Here is a 19,224-nt window from a genome sequence, read left to right as displayed (position 1 = left end):
ATCCCTTTTAGTGCCCCGCGTTAGCGTGTGTCGCCATGCCGTGACTGTGCCCGTCATCTGCGTTCCTCATCGGCGGTGGCAAGATCTCTTTAATCTCAACTATAGCCACCGATGGAAAGAACTTAATAAAGAGGGTCATCCACATACCGAACCACCCGAACGCTCCAAGCGTAATACCGACCTCTATCCATGAGAAGTTATAACCACCCCATGCTGCAGGGATAAACTCCCTCGTCAGAGACTGGAAGATGATATTAAAGCGCTCTAGCCACATGCCTATGTTGATAAAGATGGATAGCACGAATAAGAACGCGATATTAGTCCTAAGGGACTTAACCCAGAGGAGCAGTGGGAAGATACAGTTACAGAAGGTCATGCCCCAGAACGCCATCCAGAACTCCCCGAACGGTCTAAACCAGAACTGGAACCGCTCGAACTGGTTGTTACTAAACCATGCTATGTAAAACTCGGTGAGGTAAGCGTAAGTCACCACGCCGGAGGTCATCAAGATCAGCTTGCTCATAGCATCGAAGTGAAACGGTGTGATCAAGCGCTCCAGCCCGAAAGCCTTCCGCAACGGGATAATTAGCGTGATAACCATGCCAACCCCAGAGAAGATAGCACCTGCAACGAAGTACGGCGGAAATATAGTCGTGTGCCAGCCTGGAACTATACTCATCGCGAAGTCCCATGATACCACCGAGTGCACCGACACTACGAGCGGTGTAGCAAAAGCCGCGAAGATTAGATACGCCGCTGTATAGTGCTTCCACTGCGTGTGGCTATTACGCCAACCGAGAGAGGTTACACCGTACAGAACCTTGCGGAACTTAGTAGTAGCACGGTCGCGCGCCGCCGCTATGTCGGGGATAAGTCCAACAAAGAAAAAGGTGGCTGAAATTGTAAAGTATGTCGACACTGCGAATACGTCCCAGAGAAGAGGCGAGCGAAAGTTCGGCCAAAGGGCTCTCTGATTCGGATACGGCATAAGCCAGAGCGCATACCATGGGCGTCCAAGGTGGATGATTGGAAATAGTCCAGCGGTCATAACCGCGAATACCGTCATCGCCTCCGCCAATCGGTAGATCGGTTGTCTAAAAGAGGCCCTAAAAAGATAGAGAACTGCAGAGATAAGGGTTCCGGAATGTGCGATACCGACCCAGAATACGAAGTTCGTAATGTAGGTTCCCCATCCGATCGGACTGCTCTTGCCAGATTCACCGAATCCGCTCCACATCTGATAAAACCAGCATGAAGCCCCCATGGCGAGAAAAGCTAGGCAGGTAAAGAGCAACATGTACCAGCCGGTCCCTGGTGGCTCAAGCATCTTGAGAACCGTATCGTTAACCTCGGCATACGTTAGCGGGGCTTCTTTCTTTGGGTCATGCGTGTGCTGATTATGTTTCATACGTAAGATTCTCTTCTGAAGCTCTCTAATCCCTAAGCCTTGTAACGAATATCATTAAGGTAGCTCACCGATGGCTGCGTATTAAGGTGGTGATTTAGCACCTTGTATGCGCGCTCATGCTTAGCAAGCTTACTTACTCGACTGTTTGGATCCTTAAGGTTACCGAAGGTCAGCGCCTGTGTTGGACAGGTTTGAACGCATGCCGGTGTAATCTCTCCATCCTCAACCATTCGTCCAAGATCCTTAGCGATATCCTTAGCCCCAACGATACGTTGAACACAGAAGGAGCACTTCTCCATCACACCAGCGGTCCTCTTGGTCACATCCGGATTAAGCTGCCAATCAAGCAGCTCAGGCCACTCATATTGGAACCAGTTAAAGCGCCGAACCTTGTACGAACAGTTGTTGGCGCAGTATCTAGTTCCCACGCAACGGTTGTATACCATTGCGTTCATACCCTCTTCGTTATGGTAGGTGGCATAAACTGGACAAACCGGCTCACACGGAGCGTTTTGGCAGTGCTGACACATCATCGGCATAAAGCTAACCTTGAGCTCCTCACCCCCATCCTCGGTTTTAATCTTATCGTAGTAGCGCTCGATTCGGATCCACGCCATCTCTCGACCCTGCGAGACGACCTTCTTTCCAACCACCGGGATATTGTTCTCGGCAGAGCATGCGACAACGCATGCTGAGCATCCGGTACATGCTGCGAGATCAATCGTCATACCCCACTGATAAAGGGGATGCTCCCTCTGCTCATACATCTGCTTGGGTTCGTGGTGTTCCCCGTGTCCAGCAGCATGCTCATCACCGTGTGCATGCGCTGCCGCTTTGCCGGTAATAATTGTGGTACGGGCCAGTTCGCGTCCCTCCTGTGAACTAAACTCCTGGGTAACAACCAGGTTACCTGAGCCTAGGCCGCGCATAACCTTAACCGCACCTCCAGTAAAGGCGAGCGTATCAACACCGCGCGCGAGCCCCTTTGAAATGAGCGAGTAGACGCTACCACCTTGGCCACTGTTCTGTGCGTAGCGGCCATAGGCCGAGTGCCCCTGTCCAAACGGAATAGCTACGATGCCGACATGCACGTGTTCGGTGACGTAGGCAGGCAGATGCACCTCTCCGTTGTCGGTACGAACGATAACAGCATCCCCTTGCGCGATGCCTAGATCCTTTGCGGTATCTGGATGAAGCTCCGCCCATGCTCCCCATACAGCCTGGGTAATCGGATCTGAGAGCTCCTGCATCCATGGTCGATTAGCTGCGCGACCATCGAAGGTCTTAACCGATGGATACGGATAGAGCGCAAGTTCACCGTGATGCAAAGCCTTTACGCTCTTACCGAAGGTTAGGGAGAATACGGCTGGATTGATGCTTGGAGTAACACTGCTCAAGCCGTTTGTGTTTGTGTCTGGGAAGTACCCACCCTTTTCAAGACTGGCGCGCCAGAAGCTCTCGCTATCGACGGGGCTCTTACCAACGGTCGCCTTGAGAAAGCTCGACTTTACATAAGCATCAAACGTTGCTGTCTCACCGGCTATCTGCTTGTTAGCAAGTGAAGCGAGCGTAAGCAGAACATCTCCAACGCTCTTTGTATCAAAGATCTGCCGCATCGCTGGCTGCATCAGAGAGACGCCACCGTTACTCTGCGTAACGTAGCCCCAATCCTCAAGCGAGGTGTGCACTGGCAGAACGTAATCAGCCATCTGCGCGGTCTCATCGAGGTGGCTTGCGAGCGCCACTACTAAGCCGACCTTCTTGCCCTCACCCTTGATGCCAACTCTATTAACTGCGTACTCGTAACCAAAAGCATCTGGAAAGGTGAACTGTGGATTAGTGCCGCATGTAATCAACAGGTCAACCTTACCTGCCTGCATATCATCGATAGTAGCAGAAAGTTGCGCTGCCGAGGATTTCGGTGTGCTAACCGCTGCGATGTCGATGGTCTTGCCAACGTTACCAAGCATCACGTTAAGGATATTAACTGCGACGAGTAGCGGCAGCGGATCCTGCGTTGCTGTAGCTGCTCCACCGGCTAATACTAGGGATGAATCAGACTCGCTCAGGTACTCTGCTACAAGCAGCAGCTTAGCCTTTGGAATTCCGGTCTGCTCCTCAATCTCTGTTGGAGAGATCCCGCGGGTAAGTTGCGTGAGCTTTGATTTAACATCCTCACTTAGGCCCTTGGTGCGGCCCCTTTCAAGCATCGCTCCGATCAGGAACAATGCTATGCGAGCCTCTGAACCAACGTTGGATTTAAGCCAGAGATCGGCGTTCGCTCCGGTTAAGGAGAGGCGTGGCTCAACGTGCACGAAACGAAGCGGCTTCTCTGCGCGACGCGCATCGGCCCACTGCCGCGCATACCCTACCGGATTGGCCCAGGTCTCAAGAAAATCAGCGCCAAAGTTAACAACAACTTGGGCCTTATCGATAGCAAAGGTCGGAACACCGTAAACGCCGTACACCATCTCGGCAGCCTTTGCGACCGCGACCGGCTGCATCGGGTCCCATACGACCTGCGAAAATCCAAACTGTTTTGCGAAAGATCCTGCCAGGTCCGAATAGCCCGACTGTAACTCGCCTGTAAGAAGCACCTTCTTGTTGGTAGAATTGGTGAGCGCCTCACCGATCTTGCCATAGACCTCATCCCAGGTGGTTGGTTCAAACACGGGGCCGGTTGCAGAGGTGCGAACCTTCTTAAGGGGCTGACGGATACGATCTGGATCGTAGAGCGACTGCAATGACGCCTGACCAAGCGCGCAGAGGCTGCCTCGGTTGACCGGACTATGAGGATTACCCTCAATCTTAACTGCACGTCCCTCACGGGTACGAACACGGATACCACAACCGGCTGAGCACTCCGTACAAGTAGAGCTGTACCAAACCGAAACACCCGGTATCTGCTCGGGGATGCCCTTTACGTTAGGGAGGATCTTCTGCTCAACTGGATTTGCGCAGGCCGCAGCGCTGAGCGCCGTTGTTGCTCCGAGGACCTGCAGAAAGCGCCGCCTAGAGATCTGGACTAACCCAGCTCCGGTTTCTGTCACGCTCTGCTCACCTTGGCTGCTTCCGTTTAACTGAACTATCTTGCCTTCCATCTCGAGACCTTTAAAAAACGCCCGTTGTATTTCTTAAACTTTTAGCTGCTAACCCTTAGCGCCTAACCCTTAACGATGACCGTGGCACACTAAACAATCGATACTTGCGCCGCGCTCACGGTGGCAACTTATGCACCACCCCATCTTCATCGATGATACTCGCTCTACCTGCGCCATCTCCGGTATCTGTCCGTGACACTCCTGACAGGTAACACCAGCTTTAACGTGTCGTTTGTGGTTGAATTTAAGGTAGTCGGGCATAACATGCACCTTTACCCATGGGATAGGTTCTGCTCGCTTATAGTAATCCTTAAGCTTTACGATATCCGCCTTACCCTGCTCGCTCTTGCCTGCAACCAATGCTGCGTGACAACCCATACAGGTCTCCTCCTCTGGGATAGCTGCATAGGCTGCCTTGCTAACAGACCAGTGGCAGTACTGACACTCCATGCGGTTCTGCTGAACGTGGATAACGTGACTGAAGTGAATTGGCTGCTCCGGGCTATAACCACGGAGACGCGGTGGCGGGCCGAACCAACGAAAGTGATCCGTTAGGTTAAGGTCCCACAGGGCGGCCTGCCCATCGTTGTACACCCCAGTGCGCACACCAAGGGCGGGATATGATGGCGCGCTCGCTGCTGCGACCGGTTGCGCGGTAGCCTCTTCACTCCCCTGCTGAGATCCGATGGTAAAAATAGCAAGTGCCAGAACACTAGCCGCTACGAATGCAAATCTGATTTTTTTTATCATGGGTGACGCTGATATTTCATGAACACGCCTAGCTCTACCGCTTCCCACATCTGGAAAACGGCTGCTTTTAATGTCCACCTACAATACATGTAAGCCGAAGCCTGCACCGACAGACCTGAGGGTCCTGTTTAGAAACAACGGTGGGTCTAACAACCCGCACTAGCAACCGGCCTAACGACCTAGGAGTAATGGAAAACGTCGTCCCCCCTGTACCTCAAATAACGTTGGGGTGAGCTTCGATCTAAGATCTAGATCGAATTTAGAAATAAGGGAATATCCCATGGTAATAAAACAGTGTTTTTGCATCGATGGTTGCATAGATCTTCGCTAGTGTGTGCACTATGAAGACCCCCCAGACCCTCTCTTTAATAAACGGTGAGCTCTGTTGTGCATCCTCGGGTGCCACCTTTGCGGTCACAAATCCAGCTACGAACGAGCTGCTTGCGCACGTTCCGCTGCTCGATGCAGAGCAGATAGATGGCGCTATCGCTGCGGCCAATAATGCCTTTATCCCCTGGAAAAGCCGCCCTGCCCGTGAGCGAGCAACTTTTTTGCGAACTCTTGGTGACCTGCTTATACATAACAGTGAGAGCTGCGCCCGCATCCTCACCCTCGAGCAGGGCAAACCGCTCAAAGAAGCGCTAGGAGAGGTTTCTTACGCTGCTAATTATCTTTACTGGTTTGCGGAGGAGGCTGTACGGGTGTACGGCGATATTATTCCATCAGACTCGCCCACAAAACGGATCCTAGTCTTAAAGCAACCGATCGGTGTTGTCGCAGCAATAACCCCCTGGAACTTTCCGATTGCGATGCTTACTCGCAAAATGGCTGCGGCTTTGGCAGCGGGCTGCACATTTATCGGAAAACCTGCCCCTGAAACGCCCCTCTCGGCCCTATTTCTTGCTGAACTTTGCCAGCAAGCTAAGCTGCCGGCTGGTGTTGTAAATATCATCACCGGGGATGCCGAGCTGATTGGTAAGCAGTTAATGCGCTCAAGTCTAGTCAGAAAGATTAGCTTCACTGGCTCAACCGAGGTTGGAAAGATCCTTATTAGAGAATCGGCTAATACGGTAAAGAAACTAACGTTGGAGCTTGGCGGCAACGCACCATTGATCGTCTTTGAGGATGCCGATCTAGACAAGGCGCTTACGGGTGCTATCTCAGGTAAGTATAGAAACGCGGGTCAAACCTGTATCTGTATTAATCGCTTCCTAGTGCACGAGAAGATCTCTGAAAAATTCACAGAGCGTTTAGTGAGACGTTCGCGTGAACTTATTCTAGGTAACGGGCTTGATGAAAAAACAGATCTTGGTCCCCTAATCTCCGATCAAGCGTGCGCTAAGGTCTCTGCTCTTGTCAGTTCAGCACTCCGTGAGGGCTCAACCTTGGCGCTTGGTCCGGCGCCTGGTCCAGCTCCTGATGCTGGCTCACGTTTTATCTCGCCAGTGGTGCTTACAAACGTGCGGCCATCGATGCAGATCTGGCAGGAGGAGATCTTTGGCCCAGTATGTACCGTCACAACCTTTAAGAGCGAGGCTGAGGCGATCTCGCTTGCGAACGATACAACCTACGGACTTGCTGCGTACCTATATTCTAGAAACCTCAGCCGTGCTCTAGCGCTTGCTGAGCAGCTAGATTTTGGCATGGTTGGGATCAATGACACCGCTATATCAGCAGTTCAGGCCCCCTTTGGCGGCGTGAAACAGTCCGGCTTTGGACGTGAGGGCAGCAGGTACGGAATCGATGATTACCTGGTGTTAAAGTACCTTTCGGTGGGGGAGTAGGAATCTGTTATCCTCTCAGCCGTTGCTATGCCCTCAAACAACTCTGGTGCGGATGTTTTGCTATAGCCCGCGCCCCAATACCGTATCCCTAGCAATCGCCCCCATCTCTAGATAGTCGAGCGTATAGTGCAGCCCCCTACTCTCCCTGCGCTCAAGGGCGCTCCGGATCACAAGCTCTGCAACTAGGCTTAAGTTTCTTAGCTCAAGTAGGTCCGACGTTACGATACAGCTATGATAGTACTCCTGAATCTCTCTACGCATTAGCTCTATTCTGTGTAGCGCGCGCTCAAGCCGCTTGGTGCTTCGAACGATACCAACGTAGTTCCACATCGTTCTACGAATCTCGTCCCAATTCTGGGTAATTACAACCTGCTCATCGCTATCAACGGCGTTGCCAGGGTCCCATGGCCGCGGCGTGGCCTCGACCCGATATTGCCCGCGGTGCTCAATCGCATGCAGCGCTGCGCGGTGACCAAACACCACCCCCTCAAGCAGCGAGTTAGATGCAAGTCTGTTAGCGCCGTGTAGTCCGGTACAGGCACACTCCCCTGCAACATAGAGATCTATAATGTCAGTTCTGCCCTCACGATCACTTACCACTCCACCACACAGGTAGTGTGCCGCAGGAACAACCGGTACCGGCGCCGTGGTGATATCAAAGCCGTAAGAGAGGCAGCGTTGATAGATGGTCGGAAAGTGGCCTTTGATAAATCCCGCATCACGGTGCGAGATATCTAGCAACACATGCTCATCACCATGCGTTTTCATCTCATAGTCTATAGCCCGTGCAACGATATCGCGCGGCGCAAGCTCCCCCATCTCGTGATACTTATGCATAAATGGCTCACCATTAATGCGCAGAAGCTTTGCACCCTCACCACGCATCGCTTCCGTCAATAGATAGCTCTTAGCCTGTGGATGAAAGAGGCAGGTCGGATGAAACTGAAAGAACTCCATATTAGCTACGCGCGCGCCGGCACGGTAACACATAGCGATCCCATCTCCTGTGGCAACATCGGGGTTAGATGTATAGAGATAGATCTTTCCCGCTCCACCGGTAGCAACGAGCACCTTATCGGCTAATACCACCTCAATCACACCACCCTTAAGAACGTAGGCACCAAGCACCTTGCTCGGCCCAGAGAGGTTCGGGTTAATCTTACCTGTCGTGATCAGGTCAACCGCATTTGAGTCGGTAAGGAGCTGGATATTAGGGTGCTGCTGCACGGCCTTTAACAGGGCGCTTTGAATCTCACTTCCCGTTGCATCGCCGGCATGAAAGATACGACGCCGCGAGTGTCCCCCCTCGCGGTGCAGGTGAAAATCACCGCTATCATCAAGATCAAATTTAGTTCCGAGATCTACTAGCTCCTGAACACGCGCCGGGCCCTCTCGCACAACAAGCTCAACGATCTCTTGATTACAGAGCCCGGCCCCACATTTAAGGGTGTCTTCAATGTGCAGCTCAGGGGAGTCGTCCGGTTGATGAACCGCTGCGATTCCCCCTTGAGCCCATAAGGTAGATGAGGAGCGCGTGTCACGCTTAAAAAGGATCGCAACGCTACCGTGCTCAGCAACCTTCAGAGCGTAGCTAAGGCCTGCGATGCCGCCCCCAATTACAAGGAAATCGTAACGGTTCATAACAAGGGCAAATTCCAATCTTTAGCAGCCCTAGATCTGCATATTACTTGTGTGCGCATAAATATCCCACTAGAATCTTTTAATTATATGAACGTACATAACCCACTACTTACTCGATCTTCACATATCCCCTTTGACTCCTTTAAGCCAGAACAGATCGCACCGGCGGTAGATGTGCTGCTTGAAGCGACTACTAAGGAGCTTAATCTGATTAAGCGCGTGTCGGGGGCGCGCACCTTCGAGAATACCATGCTTGCGTTCGATAACTTGGCTCTTAATCTCGATTTTGCCATCGGGATCGTCTCGCACCTTGAATCGGTCGCAACCACTACACAGTGGCGCGCAGCTTACAACGAGGTGCTTCCTAAGATAACTGAATTTAAATCAAAACTCATTCTCGACGAGGGGCTATGGAACGCCCTTAAAGAGTACTCAAACAGTGCGGAAGCAACCAGCTTAGTGCGAGAGAGGGAGCGATTCCTAGTCAAGTCGCTCGAGGACTTCAGAAGAAATGGCGCCGATCTCCCCCCCGAAAAAAAGGCGCTACTCTCTCAGATCAACACGGAGCTTGCTAAACTTACGAACTCATTTTCACAAAATGCCCTGGATGCCACTAACGCATTCGAGTTTATGATTACGAATGAGGGCGATCTTGCCGGACTCCCCGTAAGCGCTATTGAGATGGGGCGAGCCTCTGCTGATTCCAAGGGACTACCGGGCTGGCGCTTTACCCTACAGGCTCCAAGCTACATGGCTATTATGACCTATGCCGATAGCGCCCAGATCCGCGAAACATTTTACCGCGCCTATAATACCCGTTGCACTACTGGCCAATTCGATAACGTGCCCAACCTTTACCGCATCCTTGAACTGCGCCACCAGGAGGCTACCTTACTTGGGTTTAAGGATTTTTCTGATTTCACATTAGCAGATCGCATGGCACAGAACGGAGAAACGGCCCTGGCATTTGTCGATAATTTACGCTCCCGCATCGAGCAACACTTTTCTAGGGATCAGGCCGAACTAAAGAGCTTTGTACAGAGCTCGCTGGGAATCGATGCTAAAGCCATCCAGCCGTGGGATGTCGCCTACTACACAGAGAAGATGCGCAAGGCGCACTACGATTTCGATGAGGAGGATCTCCGGCCATATTTTCCACTGCCTCATGTTATGTCGGGCCTCTTTACGATCGTTGAGCGTGTTTTTGGAATCTCCGTCAAACCGAATTTTGAGCTTGCAACATGGGGGCCTGATGTAACGGCCTACTCCGCATTTGATACAACATCAGGCGCGTTAATTGGTTACTTTTATGCAGACCTGCACCCACGTGAAGATAAGCGTGGGGGTGCTTGGATGAACAGCTTTATAAGTCATATACCGAGCGATGGGGAGGCACTACCGCACGTTGGGTTAATGGCCGCTAACTTTACCTCGCCGCAGGATGGCAAACCCTCTCTCCTGACGCACGACGAAGTAACCACCCTCTTCCACGAGTTTGGTCACCTAATGCACCACCTCTGCTCGACCGTAGCCCTGCGCAGCCACGGCATGGATAGCGTTGCCTGGGATTTTATTGAGCTGCCCTCGCAGATATTAGAGAATTGGTGCTGGGAGAAAGAGGCGCTCGATCTAATCTCTAGTCACTATGAAAGTGGTGACAAGCTTCCGGCGGATCTATTCGACAAGGTGAGTAAGGCAAAAAACTTTAGAAGCGCCTCGTTCCTGATGCGGCAGCTTGGCTTCTCAACTACGGATCTTTTGCTGCACCGTTCATATAAGCGCGAACGGGATGGGGATATCCTTCCATACTGTAAACAAATTATAGAGAAATTCTCGTCGCTCCCACTACCTGATGACTTCGGCATGATAGCGGCCTTTACGCACCTCTTTAGCTCCCCGGTTGGATACGCCGCCGGGTACTACTCATATCAGTGGGCTGAGGTACTGGATGCTGATGCGTTCTCCCGTTTCCAGCTAGAGGGTTTTATGAATCCAGCTACCGGAAAGGCCTTTAGGGATACCGTTCTTAGCCAAGGGGACTCGAATGATCCGAACCTACTTTTTAGAGAATTTATGGGGCGAGAGCCAAATACAGCCGCCCTGCTTGAACGGGCTGGGCTTATATAGCCAATAATATCAGAGTATTAGCCAATTCTCTCTCGCTATTTTTACCTCGTCTTATCAATTCTCAAGTATTATAAGTAGATCTGCCGACCTTACCCTTCAGGATAAGCACCCTGCGTATTACTTAGAGGTGCTGCTGTACAGAGGCTGATAAGATGACGAAACAGGACGACTTAATATCTGCGCTAGAGGCCCAGGCCAAGCTTGGCTGGAAGGCTGCCAGCGAACTACTACACCCCTTTGGTCCCGTTGCGGCTAATTTCTCTGAGGCGATCCGCCTACTCGTACACCACTACGAACAGGGGGTAACGATAATCCCACATCCCGGTCAGAACCATATCTTGCGTCTGATGAAGAACAGCACCATCAAGGCTACTTACTACTTCGTTACTAAACAGTATCGGCCCGAGATACTACAGGGCAAGCACCCCCTTACTATCCAGGATCTATTTGAGGCATATGCTCCGATGGATCACGCTGCGATCCTCTCGTACTGCTATCTCTTTCGTAACCTCAGCCGAAAAATAGAGAAGGACGAGTGGGACTACGTACAGACACCGCTCTATGAGGCGCTTGCGGTTGGGGCATGTGCGGGACTCTGCGTTCCGGAGATCGGTTTTGGTTTTGGATTGCTTGGTCGAGGGCTGCGCTACCTAGCTTTTGCTGCATTTCTGCGTGAAAACAGGCGTGGCTTTAATGAATATAGGCAGCACTTAAAGAGTAGGGATCTTCCCTTTGACATCGAGTTTGAAGAGAGGATGTGGCAATGCAACAACGTGCAGGTCTCGGCTATAATTCTCGAACATATGGGATTCAACCGCTCAATCGCTGGTCAATACGTTGCAGCGGCTGAGCGCGATACTAATGCGCCCCCTGATACGCTCTACGGCGCTCGCTTTCGCATCGCAGAGGCCCTAATTGAATCCTACATGGAGCGTGGAGAGATCCCTCAAAGCTGCCCAGAATGGGTTGGAAAAGATCTCTCTATTCCGATAGAGGTCCGTGCAAAGCTACTAGCCGATCTACGCACCGTCATGTCGGATAGGAATCGTATTGAATGGCTTAACAAAGGAAGCTCCAGCATCAATGCGCAATCAACACCGGAGTTTTTTAATACTTTAAGTGCAGAGGTCTCCGCAAAGGAGCTCTCCCCTTTGTAGCCGCTACACTATCCTAGTGCTGTCCGTATCTGTTCTAGCCAAATAGTTGTTGAAATGAAAAAACACGGCGCAGCTAACCGATATGAGACTGCTGCTAAAATTCCATTTACCGGTGAAGCATTACACGTATTGGTCTAAAGCAAATTATGTAATTTGAGAGCTCTATCGGCAAACACATTATATAACTACTCGAAAGAATGTTGCATCAAATTGAAGTAGTCGGCCTGTCTTCTGATTCGCAAAACCTGGCTCAATTGACCAGAGCTCAAATCCCCTATCTTTTGCAAACTGAATAATATCCATGAAATCAGCCTGGCCCTCATACAGAGGTGCAATTGACATTTCAAGCAGCAAGCCGTTGGTACTTTGTAGAAGCGACTCCGCCCCCTTGAGCACCTGCATTTCGAAACCTTGCGTGTCGATTTTTAAAAATATATTTTTTAGTTCTGCTCTTTTTGCATATGTATCCAGTGTCATCAATGGCACTCTTTCTTTCTTGTAATACCTTGACTGTGGAGCTGCATCAGTATGCTCTTTTCGTATGTCAAGAATTGAACTACTTACCAAATTCTTTGATACATTGATTTCAGTGAATCCATCTTCAGAGCCAATGGCAGTTGCTTCTGCAACGACCCAATTGGGATTTGATGCCGCATTATTTTTTAATTTTTTATGGACATCTGAAAGTGGATCAAAAGATATGATCTTTCCTTTATACCCAGCCAAAAACAGGGCTGAAGCAAACTGCCCTTCGTTTGCTCCAATATCCAATACAATATTGATACCACGCTGATTTAATTGCTTGGCGAGCTAATTGCTTGGCGAGCTGAATTACCTCAGATTCGATAAACCTCCGAATCTCCCATCCAAAAGTTCGCAAAATACGCTGAACCATGTACTTGGTGCTATTCACAATACTCATGAATTAATCTTTCTTTGCTGTAAATATAATATTGTATATGTTCTTATGTTTTTTCGGCGAATACGGAATTAAATTACCTTTTTTTCCCGCAATTACTTTAGTCTGGTACCCCAAATCTTCCATTCTTTTGACAATCTTTTCAGATGTTGTTCCAAATGGGCGTAGGTTAACTTCATACAGCTCAAGTAAAACTATTCTTGGCCTGCTGTTTATGTTTGAAAAAAGCTTATCCGCCCCCTTCAGCACAATCTCTTCGGCCCCCTCCACATCGATCTTTATGATGTCAACTCTGGAAATTATATTCTCTTCAATATAACTATCTAGAGTTCTGATTGGTGTTACGATAACTTGCGCAGCAGGTACGCGATTCGTATCATATATTGAAGAATATGCCGAATCTTTTGATATCGTAAAGCTCACTGTTCCAGATGTATCCCCTACTGCTGTCAGATTAATCTTGATATTTTTATATCCATTCAGTACGGCATTTACATCAATGATTGATGCATTCAATCTTATCGGCTCAAAAACATGGACAGCTCCTTGTGAAGCAAGCTTTGCAAAGAGAAGGGCACAATACCCAACATTGCCCCCCACATCAAAGCAAATATCTTCAGCACGAATATTTTTACTGAAAAAACTTGTCTCCTCTGCTTCATATTTACCATAAAGATTGAGCTGGCGTCCGATATCTTCATTTGCAAACACTAGCATCTGATGCTCTTTGAGCTTTAAATGCTTAATTTGCCGATCCCCCCGATGGATCATCAGTCTTGATATATACAATCCGATTCGCTCGTAGGTTTTTGTAAGTTTTCTCATTTTCTCTTTAATTAACCCTGCTACGCAGAATAAAATTACACTATTCGCCGCCATGATGTTACTTACCGCCGAAAATAGGTAGGAAAATCTATCGATTTTAACGAGCAGCTGATCATTGGTAGGTAACTGTTAAGCGAGCTGCTGAGTGGATAGATATCGAGCTGAAAGTTAGCCAAAAGTTGATGGTCCTCTCAGCCGAATAGCGTTTTTAGCATGCCAGAATAGCTTAAGAGAGTAAGCTAAGTAGCAAAAAACAGCGAATCGGCTATATTTCTCCTGTTTCGTCAGCAAAGAAGCGGAGTTTAGAAGTCCTCAGGAGAGGTCTCAAAAGAGTCGTAAGAGGTGAGTTAATCGATAGCCTGTGAGGTATCGATGAAATTTGAAATAGGTGGATCTGCTCTGAAGTCGGCAGTTCCGGGGTCTTGTGACGATGCTGAGCCTGCAGTCGCCGCATGTTCCGTGTACAGATACATCAGCACGCCCTTGAATTCGCGGTTGGGAAAACGCTGCAACTCAATATAACCGGGTGGCGTAGGACTCTTCTCGCAAGGCCCCTGTACTACCGTCATAACGATTGAATTAGTGGGTGGTGGTGGCTCCGGCACGCAGCTGCCGGAAAACTGGGCGCCTTGCATCGTTTTATCCCACGGCTGCATCCTGTGCAGCCCCCTGAACAAATGCACGTCGGACCGGTAGAAAAACGCCGGGTTACTTCTTAGGTCAAGTGGCACATTCTTCCTGTACTCGCGAGCCAGGAGGTACGGGAGCAGTGGTTTATCTTGGTAGGGGTAGGTAACAAAGGTCTCAAGCGATGGAGCCAAAGCAATCGTCAGTGCTGCAGTGGATACAAGCACGTTGAATGGCCGCCTACCCCACCATCGCTGCAGCTCAATAGCCAAGAGGACCCCTAAAACGGGCAGCGCTGGCAAGGCGCGATGAGCTCCGCTCATTGCATGCCATGCCAAGTCAGGGCTGTATCCCGAGGGGAAAAAAGAGACAACAACGAGGGTGACAATCCATAGCGACAGAAATGAAACCTTCCACCCACGAATGCCGGACAGGCCGATCGCCAAAACAACAAAGGAAACGAGCTGCAGTGGCAGCTGCGCATACGGAGATCCTCCGCGCTGCAAAGCCAAGAAGGAAAAAACTCTTTGAAGCCGCTGTATGGGCTCGGCGAGCACCTCCGGAGCGACTATAAGCCTCAAGTCTTCCCGGAACGGGAGCGTTTCAAGTAATGCGACAGCGGCGAAAACGATGCCTGCTGCCACAAGGATTGCGCCACCCGCTGGAAGCCGTCCGGCGCGGGCAGCCCAGGCCAAACAGCATCCGGCAAGCAAGAGCGCTGCCAGGGTAGGCGGGTAATAAGAGGTTCCAAGAATCACCCAGCCGAGCAGGAGAACCAGCGCGCTTCGGCGCTTGTCGAGCGTGGCAGAGGCGAATAATCCCACAAGGCTTAGCGTTATTGCGAAAGGCTGCGTGGTCTGGTCGTGATACGCGATCGTCCGAAACAGCAGCGTACTCTGAAAAAAAACTCCAAGCACGGTCGCAGCGATAGTGTCGCTCATCGCACTTCCCCGAAGAATGAGCCTTAGCCCACGAGAAAAGATAATCAGCCCTGGCATGAGGATCAGGACGGTGCCAGCGTTTGCAGTTATGTGAGACATGCCGAAAAGGTTTGCCGGTAGGCTTTGAAGAAAGTAGGCACGGGTTGGATACCCGAGAAAGCAAGCGGAGTTGAATCCCAATGCGGAGTTCTCATTAATTTGAGAAAGGGCGCAACTAATCTGAAAGGAGTTTTCCGCGCCCAGGAGGTAGGCAGGCAAGACGGAGGCGCAGATCGCTAGAAGCCACAGCCCGGTGACCCACACAGTCAGCCAGCGTCCCTCCTCCTTAGCTTGCGAGAGAAGCTTGTAGCCGCATAATCCCGCCTCCACACAGAGAGCCACATAGAGCGCCAAGATCCAGGCATACCCGGCGAGCCCCATTGACGAGTTATTTTGGGCCAGGGGCGTCACTGCTACATAAAACGCCAAGAGGACTAATCCGCAAAGTACAGACGGGATAAGGCCTATTTTATTGCACCAGACCCTAATTGACATCGACTATAGCCACCTTTAATAGATCTCGGTATCGAGCGGAGGCGTGTTGCCGCGTCCATTCATACCGGGCGTAGCGCCAGCCATTAAGTCCCATATCGCGCAGAATCTGTGGCGATGCTCGGAGGTCGTGTAGGCAGGCAAGCATGGCTGCCGCAAGCGACTGCGGGTCCCCTGCCCTGCTGACATACCCCAGTTGCCGCTCAAGTATGAAATGCTCGAGAGAAGAGCCGGCCGGCATGCAGGTAATCATGGGCCTGCCATATGCCATGATTGAGATCACCTTGGAGGGGTAAACGCATCCAAGAAGCTCCTTCGGCATAAGCACGAAGTGTGCATGACAGTACCCCATGCTAAGCCCGACCTGATTGAGAGGAAGCCTCTTGTGAAGCTGCACCTGCGGGTATCGGTGGGCTAGATCTTGGGCTTGGTGCACCTTAATCCCATCGCCCCGAATCACAATGGAGAAGCTGTCGAGCTGGCCAGAGTGCTGCAGGATCTCGAGGGCGCCGCCAAGTGTGGTAAGGTCACACGCGAGTCCAAGATTCCCGGCATAGTGAACGATAAGCCTAGTGCGTTCTAGTGGAAACTCTACCGGAGCTGCCGCGAGTTCACATGCATCGGTGCTAGAGATCGGAGCCCAATTAGGAAGCACCTGAGTAACTTTCGCATGCCTCGATTCTAGAGAGCGCTGTTGATCAGGAGAGATAGTGACGACCACTCGCGCGGCACGTGTGACACCTGTGTGGAGCCATTTCAGGGGCCTCGACGCGAAGCATATTGGCTTAAGGCGAACAGCCTCTGCCAGCTCTGGATAAAGGTCCTGAATCAAAAGGGCATACGGCTGACGCGACATCCAGCATACGACCCCGAGCACGGTGTCGACGAATGGCGGCTCGGACGCAATGAGCACTAGCGACTGCTTTTTGCTCAAGAGCAGCCACAACGAGCTCCGCAGTAGAAAGAGCCCAGCCACGATCCATCGCAGAACAAAGGAGGACGGGGTTGTCGCCCTCGAAATCCAATGCGGAGCGGGGAGACGCACGATATGGTACTCGGCATGCAACGCTCTCTCCTCGCCCTGTTGAGCTTCGGGCTGACACACAACAGTCACGTCAAAGTCAGTCGAAAGGTCTTCAGCAAGCTCACGCAGGAGAACCCCCGCAGCACTTTCCGTTGGAAAGAAATACTGGTTAATAATGGTTAGGGAGCTCTTCTTGTTGTGCATGGGCGCACTGAAGGATAGTAAGATTGATTCACTTTTTGCAAGTATTTGTTCTGCGGTAGCAGAGCAGCGCGGTGATGAAGTTGCTGAGTTGTCTGATTGTTTCGCTTAGGTTGGGATGATGCTGGTCTCCCCCAGATCAATCTGTCATAAATCATTGGTACGGGATTTTATAAGCACTACCCTAAAGCTTCCCGTATCCGTTCAAGCCCAATAGTAGAGAAGAAGTAAGCGGTCAGTCCCGATATTACCTAAATAAAATACTCGGAATATTATTTTAACCGATAATAATGCAGAACCTGCTCTCGAAGACTTATCAGTGACCTATTCGCATCATTCACAATCGTCTGGAGTGTATCTTGCGATAGCCCTGCAATATTAGGGTGGTCGAAGAATTTAATCAGATCTTGTGCAACAGTTGCTGGCAATTCGCGCCTCGAATCACCTAAGATCGTACTAAGTCTAAGAACATCATTGCGATGCTTTTTGATATCTTTCTGATCAACTTTCTCACCATTCCCTCGTCGCTCGCTCAAATCGATAAATGCACGTGCTTTAAGTGGTATGAGAGCGTCAATCGTTAGCAGCGGAACTCCGCCATCTTGAGCTATGCATGTTTTTATCAAACTGAAATAATCAGTATCCATCAGAATAGCTGAGAGACTCTTTAAGCCATGGGAAGTTGAGAAAGGAGCTATTACCTGATCATCTCGTAGTTCCATATTAAGGGGGGTAGTTGAAAAAATCTCTATCTGAAACGGAAACTCTGGTGAGAGTGGTTTCCTGAAGCGATAATTTATTGAGCCTTGTTCCGCGTCAGATTCAATCTGGTAGCCTCCACTTGTGATATACTCACGAAGCTTATCAGCAAAAAATTTGTTGGGATTCGCAAGCACAACGAGATCGATATCCTTGGTTGGTCGTCCAAGTGCCCCGGCAGCTTCGAGGGAAAAGATCGTTGCAATACCCCCTATCACCACGTAATGATCTCGAAACTCTGAGAAGAACTTAACGAAGTGCTCAAATCCGACCACGTTATCGAGACTCATCGGGCACCTCCAAATCTATTTCACGCATCATTCGGCTGAACTCCTGCTGGATACGCGCATCAGTCGAATCACGACGGGAGCAATATAGAGAGACTTGATCTACAAAGCCGTTAATCGCAAGTGTTCTCGGATCACGTGTCCATAGTTGCAATTGGTGCTTTTCCTCTGCCAGCATCTTTAAGGTAATAACTCCTTTTCTTTTCAGCTCAAGGAACTCACGCTTATTCACGGCAAAAATCTGCTCTTTGGTATCAGCGAGCATTGAATAATGAGCAAGAGCGGTTTCTCCAGCTCGAATGAATTCGATTGGAGGCTCTCCGATACCCACAGTTCCGACAACGGGATTTTCGAGAATGCGCAGACTCTTCCACCAAAGACTTTTCCTTGCCTCGAATTCAATTAGTTTCTTTTTACCGCTGCGAACATGATCGCAAAAACCATTAAATTCAAGTTCGTGAATTGCCTGACTAATCACAATGGGCGTTACTCTAAATAGGTCAGCAATTTCACTGCCTGCTCTTCCTTGAATGCTCCCGTCTAAGAGCTGTTTGATTAAAAGCGTTTCAGCCCATGGCGACAACTCTTCGCGTTTCAACAACTCTTCGTATCGCTTTGCCTCTGCCGGTGCTTCCCCCGAGATCCCGAGAATTTGAGCATGAATGAATTTTCCTGGAACGATGAATTGTACGCCTCTTTTTATTAGTCGCTCCTTCTCTCTTGTGCCAAGTTTTTGAAGAATAAGAATGACAGGCCTGCCAGCGACCTTCTCTATGAGCAACCAGTGCTTTTCGAGCTGAATCACTTCAAGCTTAGTCGTCACTTGAGCCAACAACACTGGCGCTCGACCATCGTGAAATTGAGCATCAAAGAACTTATAGTTATCTCGGATGAGCAAAGGCAGGTTCTTTCCAGCTAGGTTAACTGGCACAATTTTCACAACATGATTGAAGCGGCCAAAGGTAGCCGCGATTGTATTATCCATGTAATATCAATACCATATATTTGATATGGCATCAATATAGCATTTACAGTAATGATGTCGATTATTGATAATAGCAGTAAGATCAGGCTGCTGTTACGAGGCAAGCGATCACCGGAGTTCGTCCAACGAGGTTGATGCGCCAGGAGTAGCCCAGTAC

13 protein-coding genes are annotated in these 19,224 nt (G+C 50.2%); 3 read left to right on the top strand and 10 right to left on the bottom strand.

Annotation, left to right across the window (positions count from 1 at the left end):
• Positions 1 to 7 precede the first annotated feature (7 nt).
• The 3 genes from nrfD to NTV65_01255 all read right to left on the bottom strand — a co-directional run bounded on the left by nrfD (position 8) and on the right by NTV65_01255 (position 5,259).
• Positions 8 to 1,408, bottom strand: a complete 1,401-nt coding sequence (gene nrfD, locus NTV65_01265; GenBank protein ID MCX6113828.1) for a polysulfide reductase NrfD — start codon at positions 1,406 to 1,408, stop codon at positions 8 to 10.
• Between the two features lie 32 nt (positions 1,409 to 1,440).
• Positions 1,441 to 4,509: a 4Fe-4S dicluster domain-containing protein gene (locus NTV65_01260; GenBank protein MCX6113827.1), complete on the bottom strand. Its 3,069-nt coding sequence runs from the start codon at positions 4,507 to 4,509 to the stop codon at positions 1,441 to 1,443.
• Positions 4,510 to 4,578: 69 nt separating this feature from the next.
• Positions 4,579 to 5,259 (bottom strand): cytochrome c3 family protein, encoded by a 681-nt coding sequence (locus NTV65_01255; GenBank protein MCX6113826.1) that lies wholly within the window; start codon positions 5,257 to 5,259, stop codon positions 4,579 to 4,581.
• Positions 5,260 to 5,600: 341 nt separating this feature from the next.
• On the opposite strand from NTV65_01255, the gene NTV65_01250 reads away from it, so the two are divergent.
• A complete protein-coding gene (locus tag NTV65_01250; protein MCX6113825.1) occupies positions 5,601 to 7,043 on the top strand; it encodes an NAD-dependent succinate-semialdehyde dehydrogenase in 1,443 nt (480 codons plus the stop codon).
• A gap of 60 nt (positions 7,044 to 7,103) precedes the next feature.
• Here the strand turns inward: NTV65_01250 and nadB are convergent, their stop codons facing one another.
• On the bottom strand, positions 7,104 to 8,684 hold the full coding sequence (gene nadB / locus NTV65_01245; GenBank protein ID MCX6113824.1) for an L-aspartate oxidase: 1,581 nt from the start codon (positions 8,682 to 8,684) through the stop codon (positions 7,104 to 7,106).
• 87 nt (positions 8,685 to 8,771) lie between these two features.
• On the opposite strand from nadB, the gene NTV65_01240 reads away from it, so the two are divergent.
• Together NTV65_01240 and NTV65_01235 are read left to right on the top strand one after the other, a co-directional pair.
• On the top strand, positions 8,772 to 10,811 hold the full coding sequence (locus NTV65_01240; GenBank protein MCX6113823.1) for a M3 family metallopeptidase: 2,040 nt from the start codon (positions 8,772 to 8,774) through the stop codon (positions 10,809 to 10,811).
• A gap of 152 nt (positions 10,812 to 10,963) precedes the next feature.
• Positions 10,964 to 11,968, top strand: a complete 1,005-nt coding sequence (locus NTV65_01235; protein ID MCX6113822.1) for a hypothetical protein — start codon at positions 10,964 to 10,966, stop codon at positions 11,966 to 11,968.
• A 177-nt stretch (positions 11,969 to 12,145) separates the two neighbouring features.
• Here NTV65_01235 and NTV65_01230 read toward each other — a convergent pair whose 3' ends face one another.
• From NTV65_01230 to NTV65_01205, 6 genes are all read right to left on the bottom strand, one after another.
• Complete coding sequence (locus NTV65_01230) at positions 12,146 to 12,739, bottom strand: FkbM family methyltransferase (GenBank protein ID MCX6113821.1); 594 nt, start codon at positions 12,737 to 12,739, stop codon at positions 12,146 to 12,148.
• A 154-nt stretch (positions 12,740 to 12,893) separates the two neighbouring features.
• The gene (locus NTV65_01225) at positions 12,894 to 13,766 is read right to left on the bottom strand and encodes an FkbM family methyltransferase (GenBank protein ID MCX6113820.1); all 873 of its coding nucleotides are present in this window, start codon (positions 13,764 to 13,766) and stop codon (positions 12,894 to 12,896) included.
• Between the two features lie 293 nt (positions 13,767 to 14,059).
• On the bottom strand, positions 14,060 to 15,730 hold the full coding sequence (locus tag NTV65_01220) for a hypothetical protein (protein ID MCX6113819.1): 1,671 nt from the start codon (positions 15,728 to 15,730) through the stop codon (positions 14,060 to 14,062).
• A 73-nt stretch (positions 15,731 to 15,803) separates the two neighbouring features.
• Positions 15,804 to 17,039 (bottom strand): glycosyltransferase family 4 protein, encoded by a 1,236-nt coding sequence (locus tag NTV65_01215; protein ID MCX6113818.1) that lies wholly within the window; start codon positions 17,037 to 17,039, stop codon positions 15,804 to 15,806.
• Between the two features lie 269 nt (positions 17,040 to 17,308).
• Entirely contained in the window at positions 17,309 to 18,085 is a 777-nt protein-coding gene (locus NTV65_01210) for a hypothetical protein (GenBank protein ID MCX6113817.1), read from the bottom strand.
• Complete coding sequence (locus NTV65_01205) at positions 18,072 to 19,067, bottom strand: hypothetical protein (protein ID MCX6113816.1); 996 nt, start codon at positions 19,065 to 19,067, stop codon at positions 18,072 to 18,074. The genes NTV65_01210 and NTV65_01205 overlap by 14 nt, the downstream gene beginning before the upstream one ends.
• Positions 19,068 to 19,224: the final 157 nt, after the last annotated feature.

The organism is Pseudomonadota bacterium (assembly GCA_026390555.1).
In the GTDB taxonomy this organism is placed as follows: domain Bacteria; phylum Bdellovibrionota_C; class UBA2361; order UBA2361; family OMII01; genus OMII01.
Note: the sequence above shows the minus strand (reverse complement) of the source record. Positions and strands in the feature narration are given on the sequence as shown.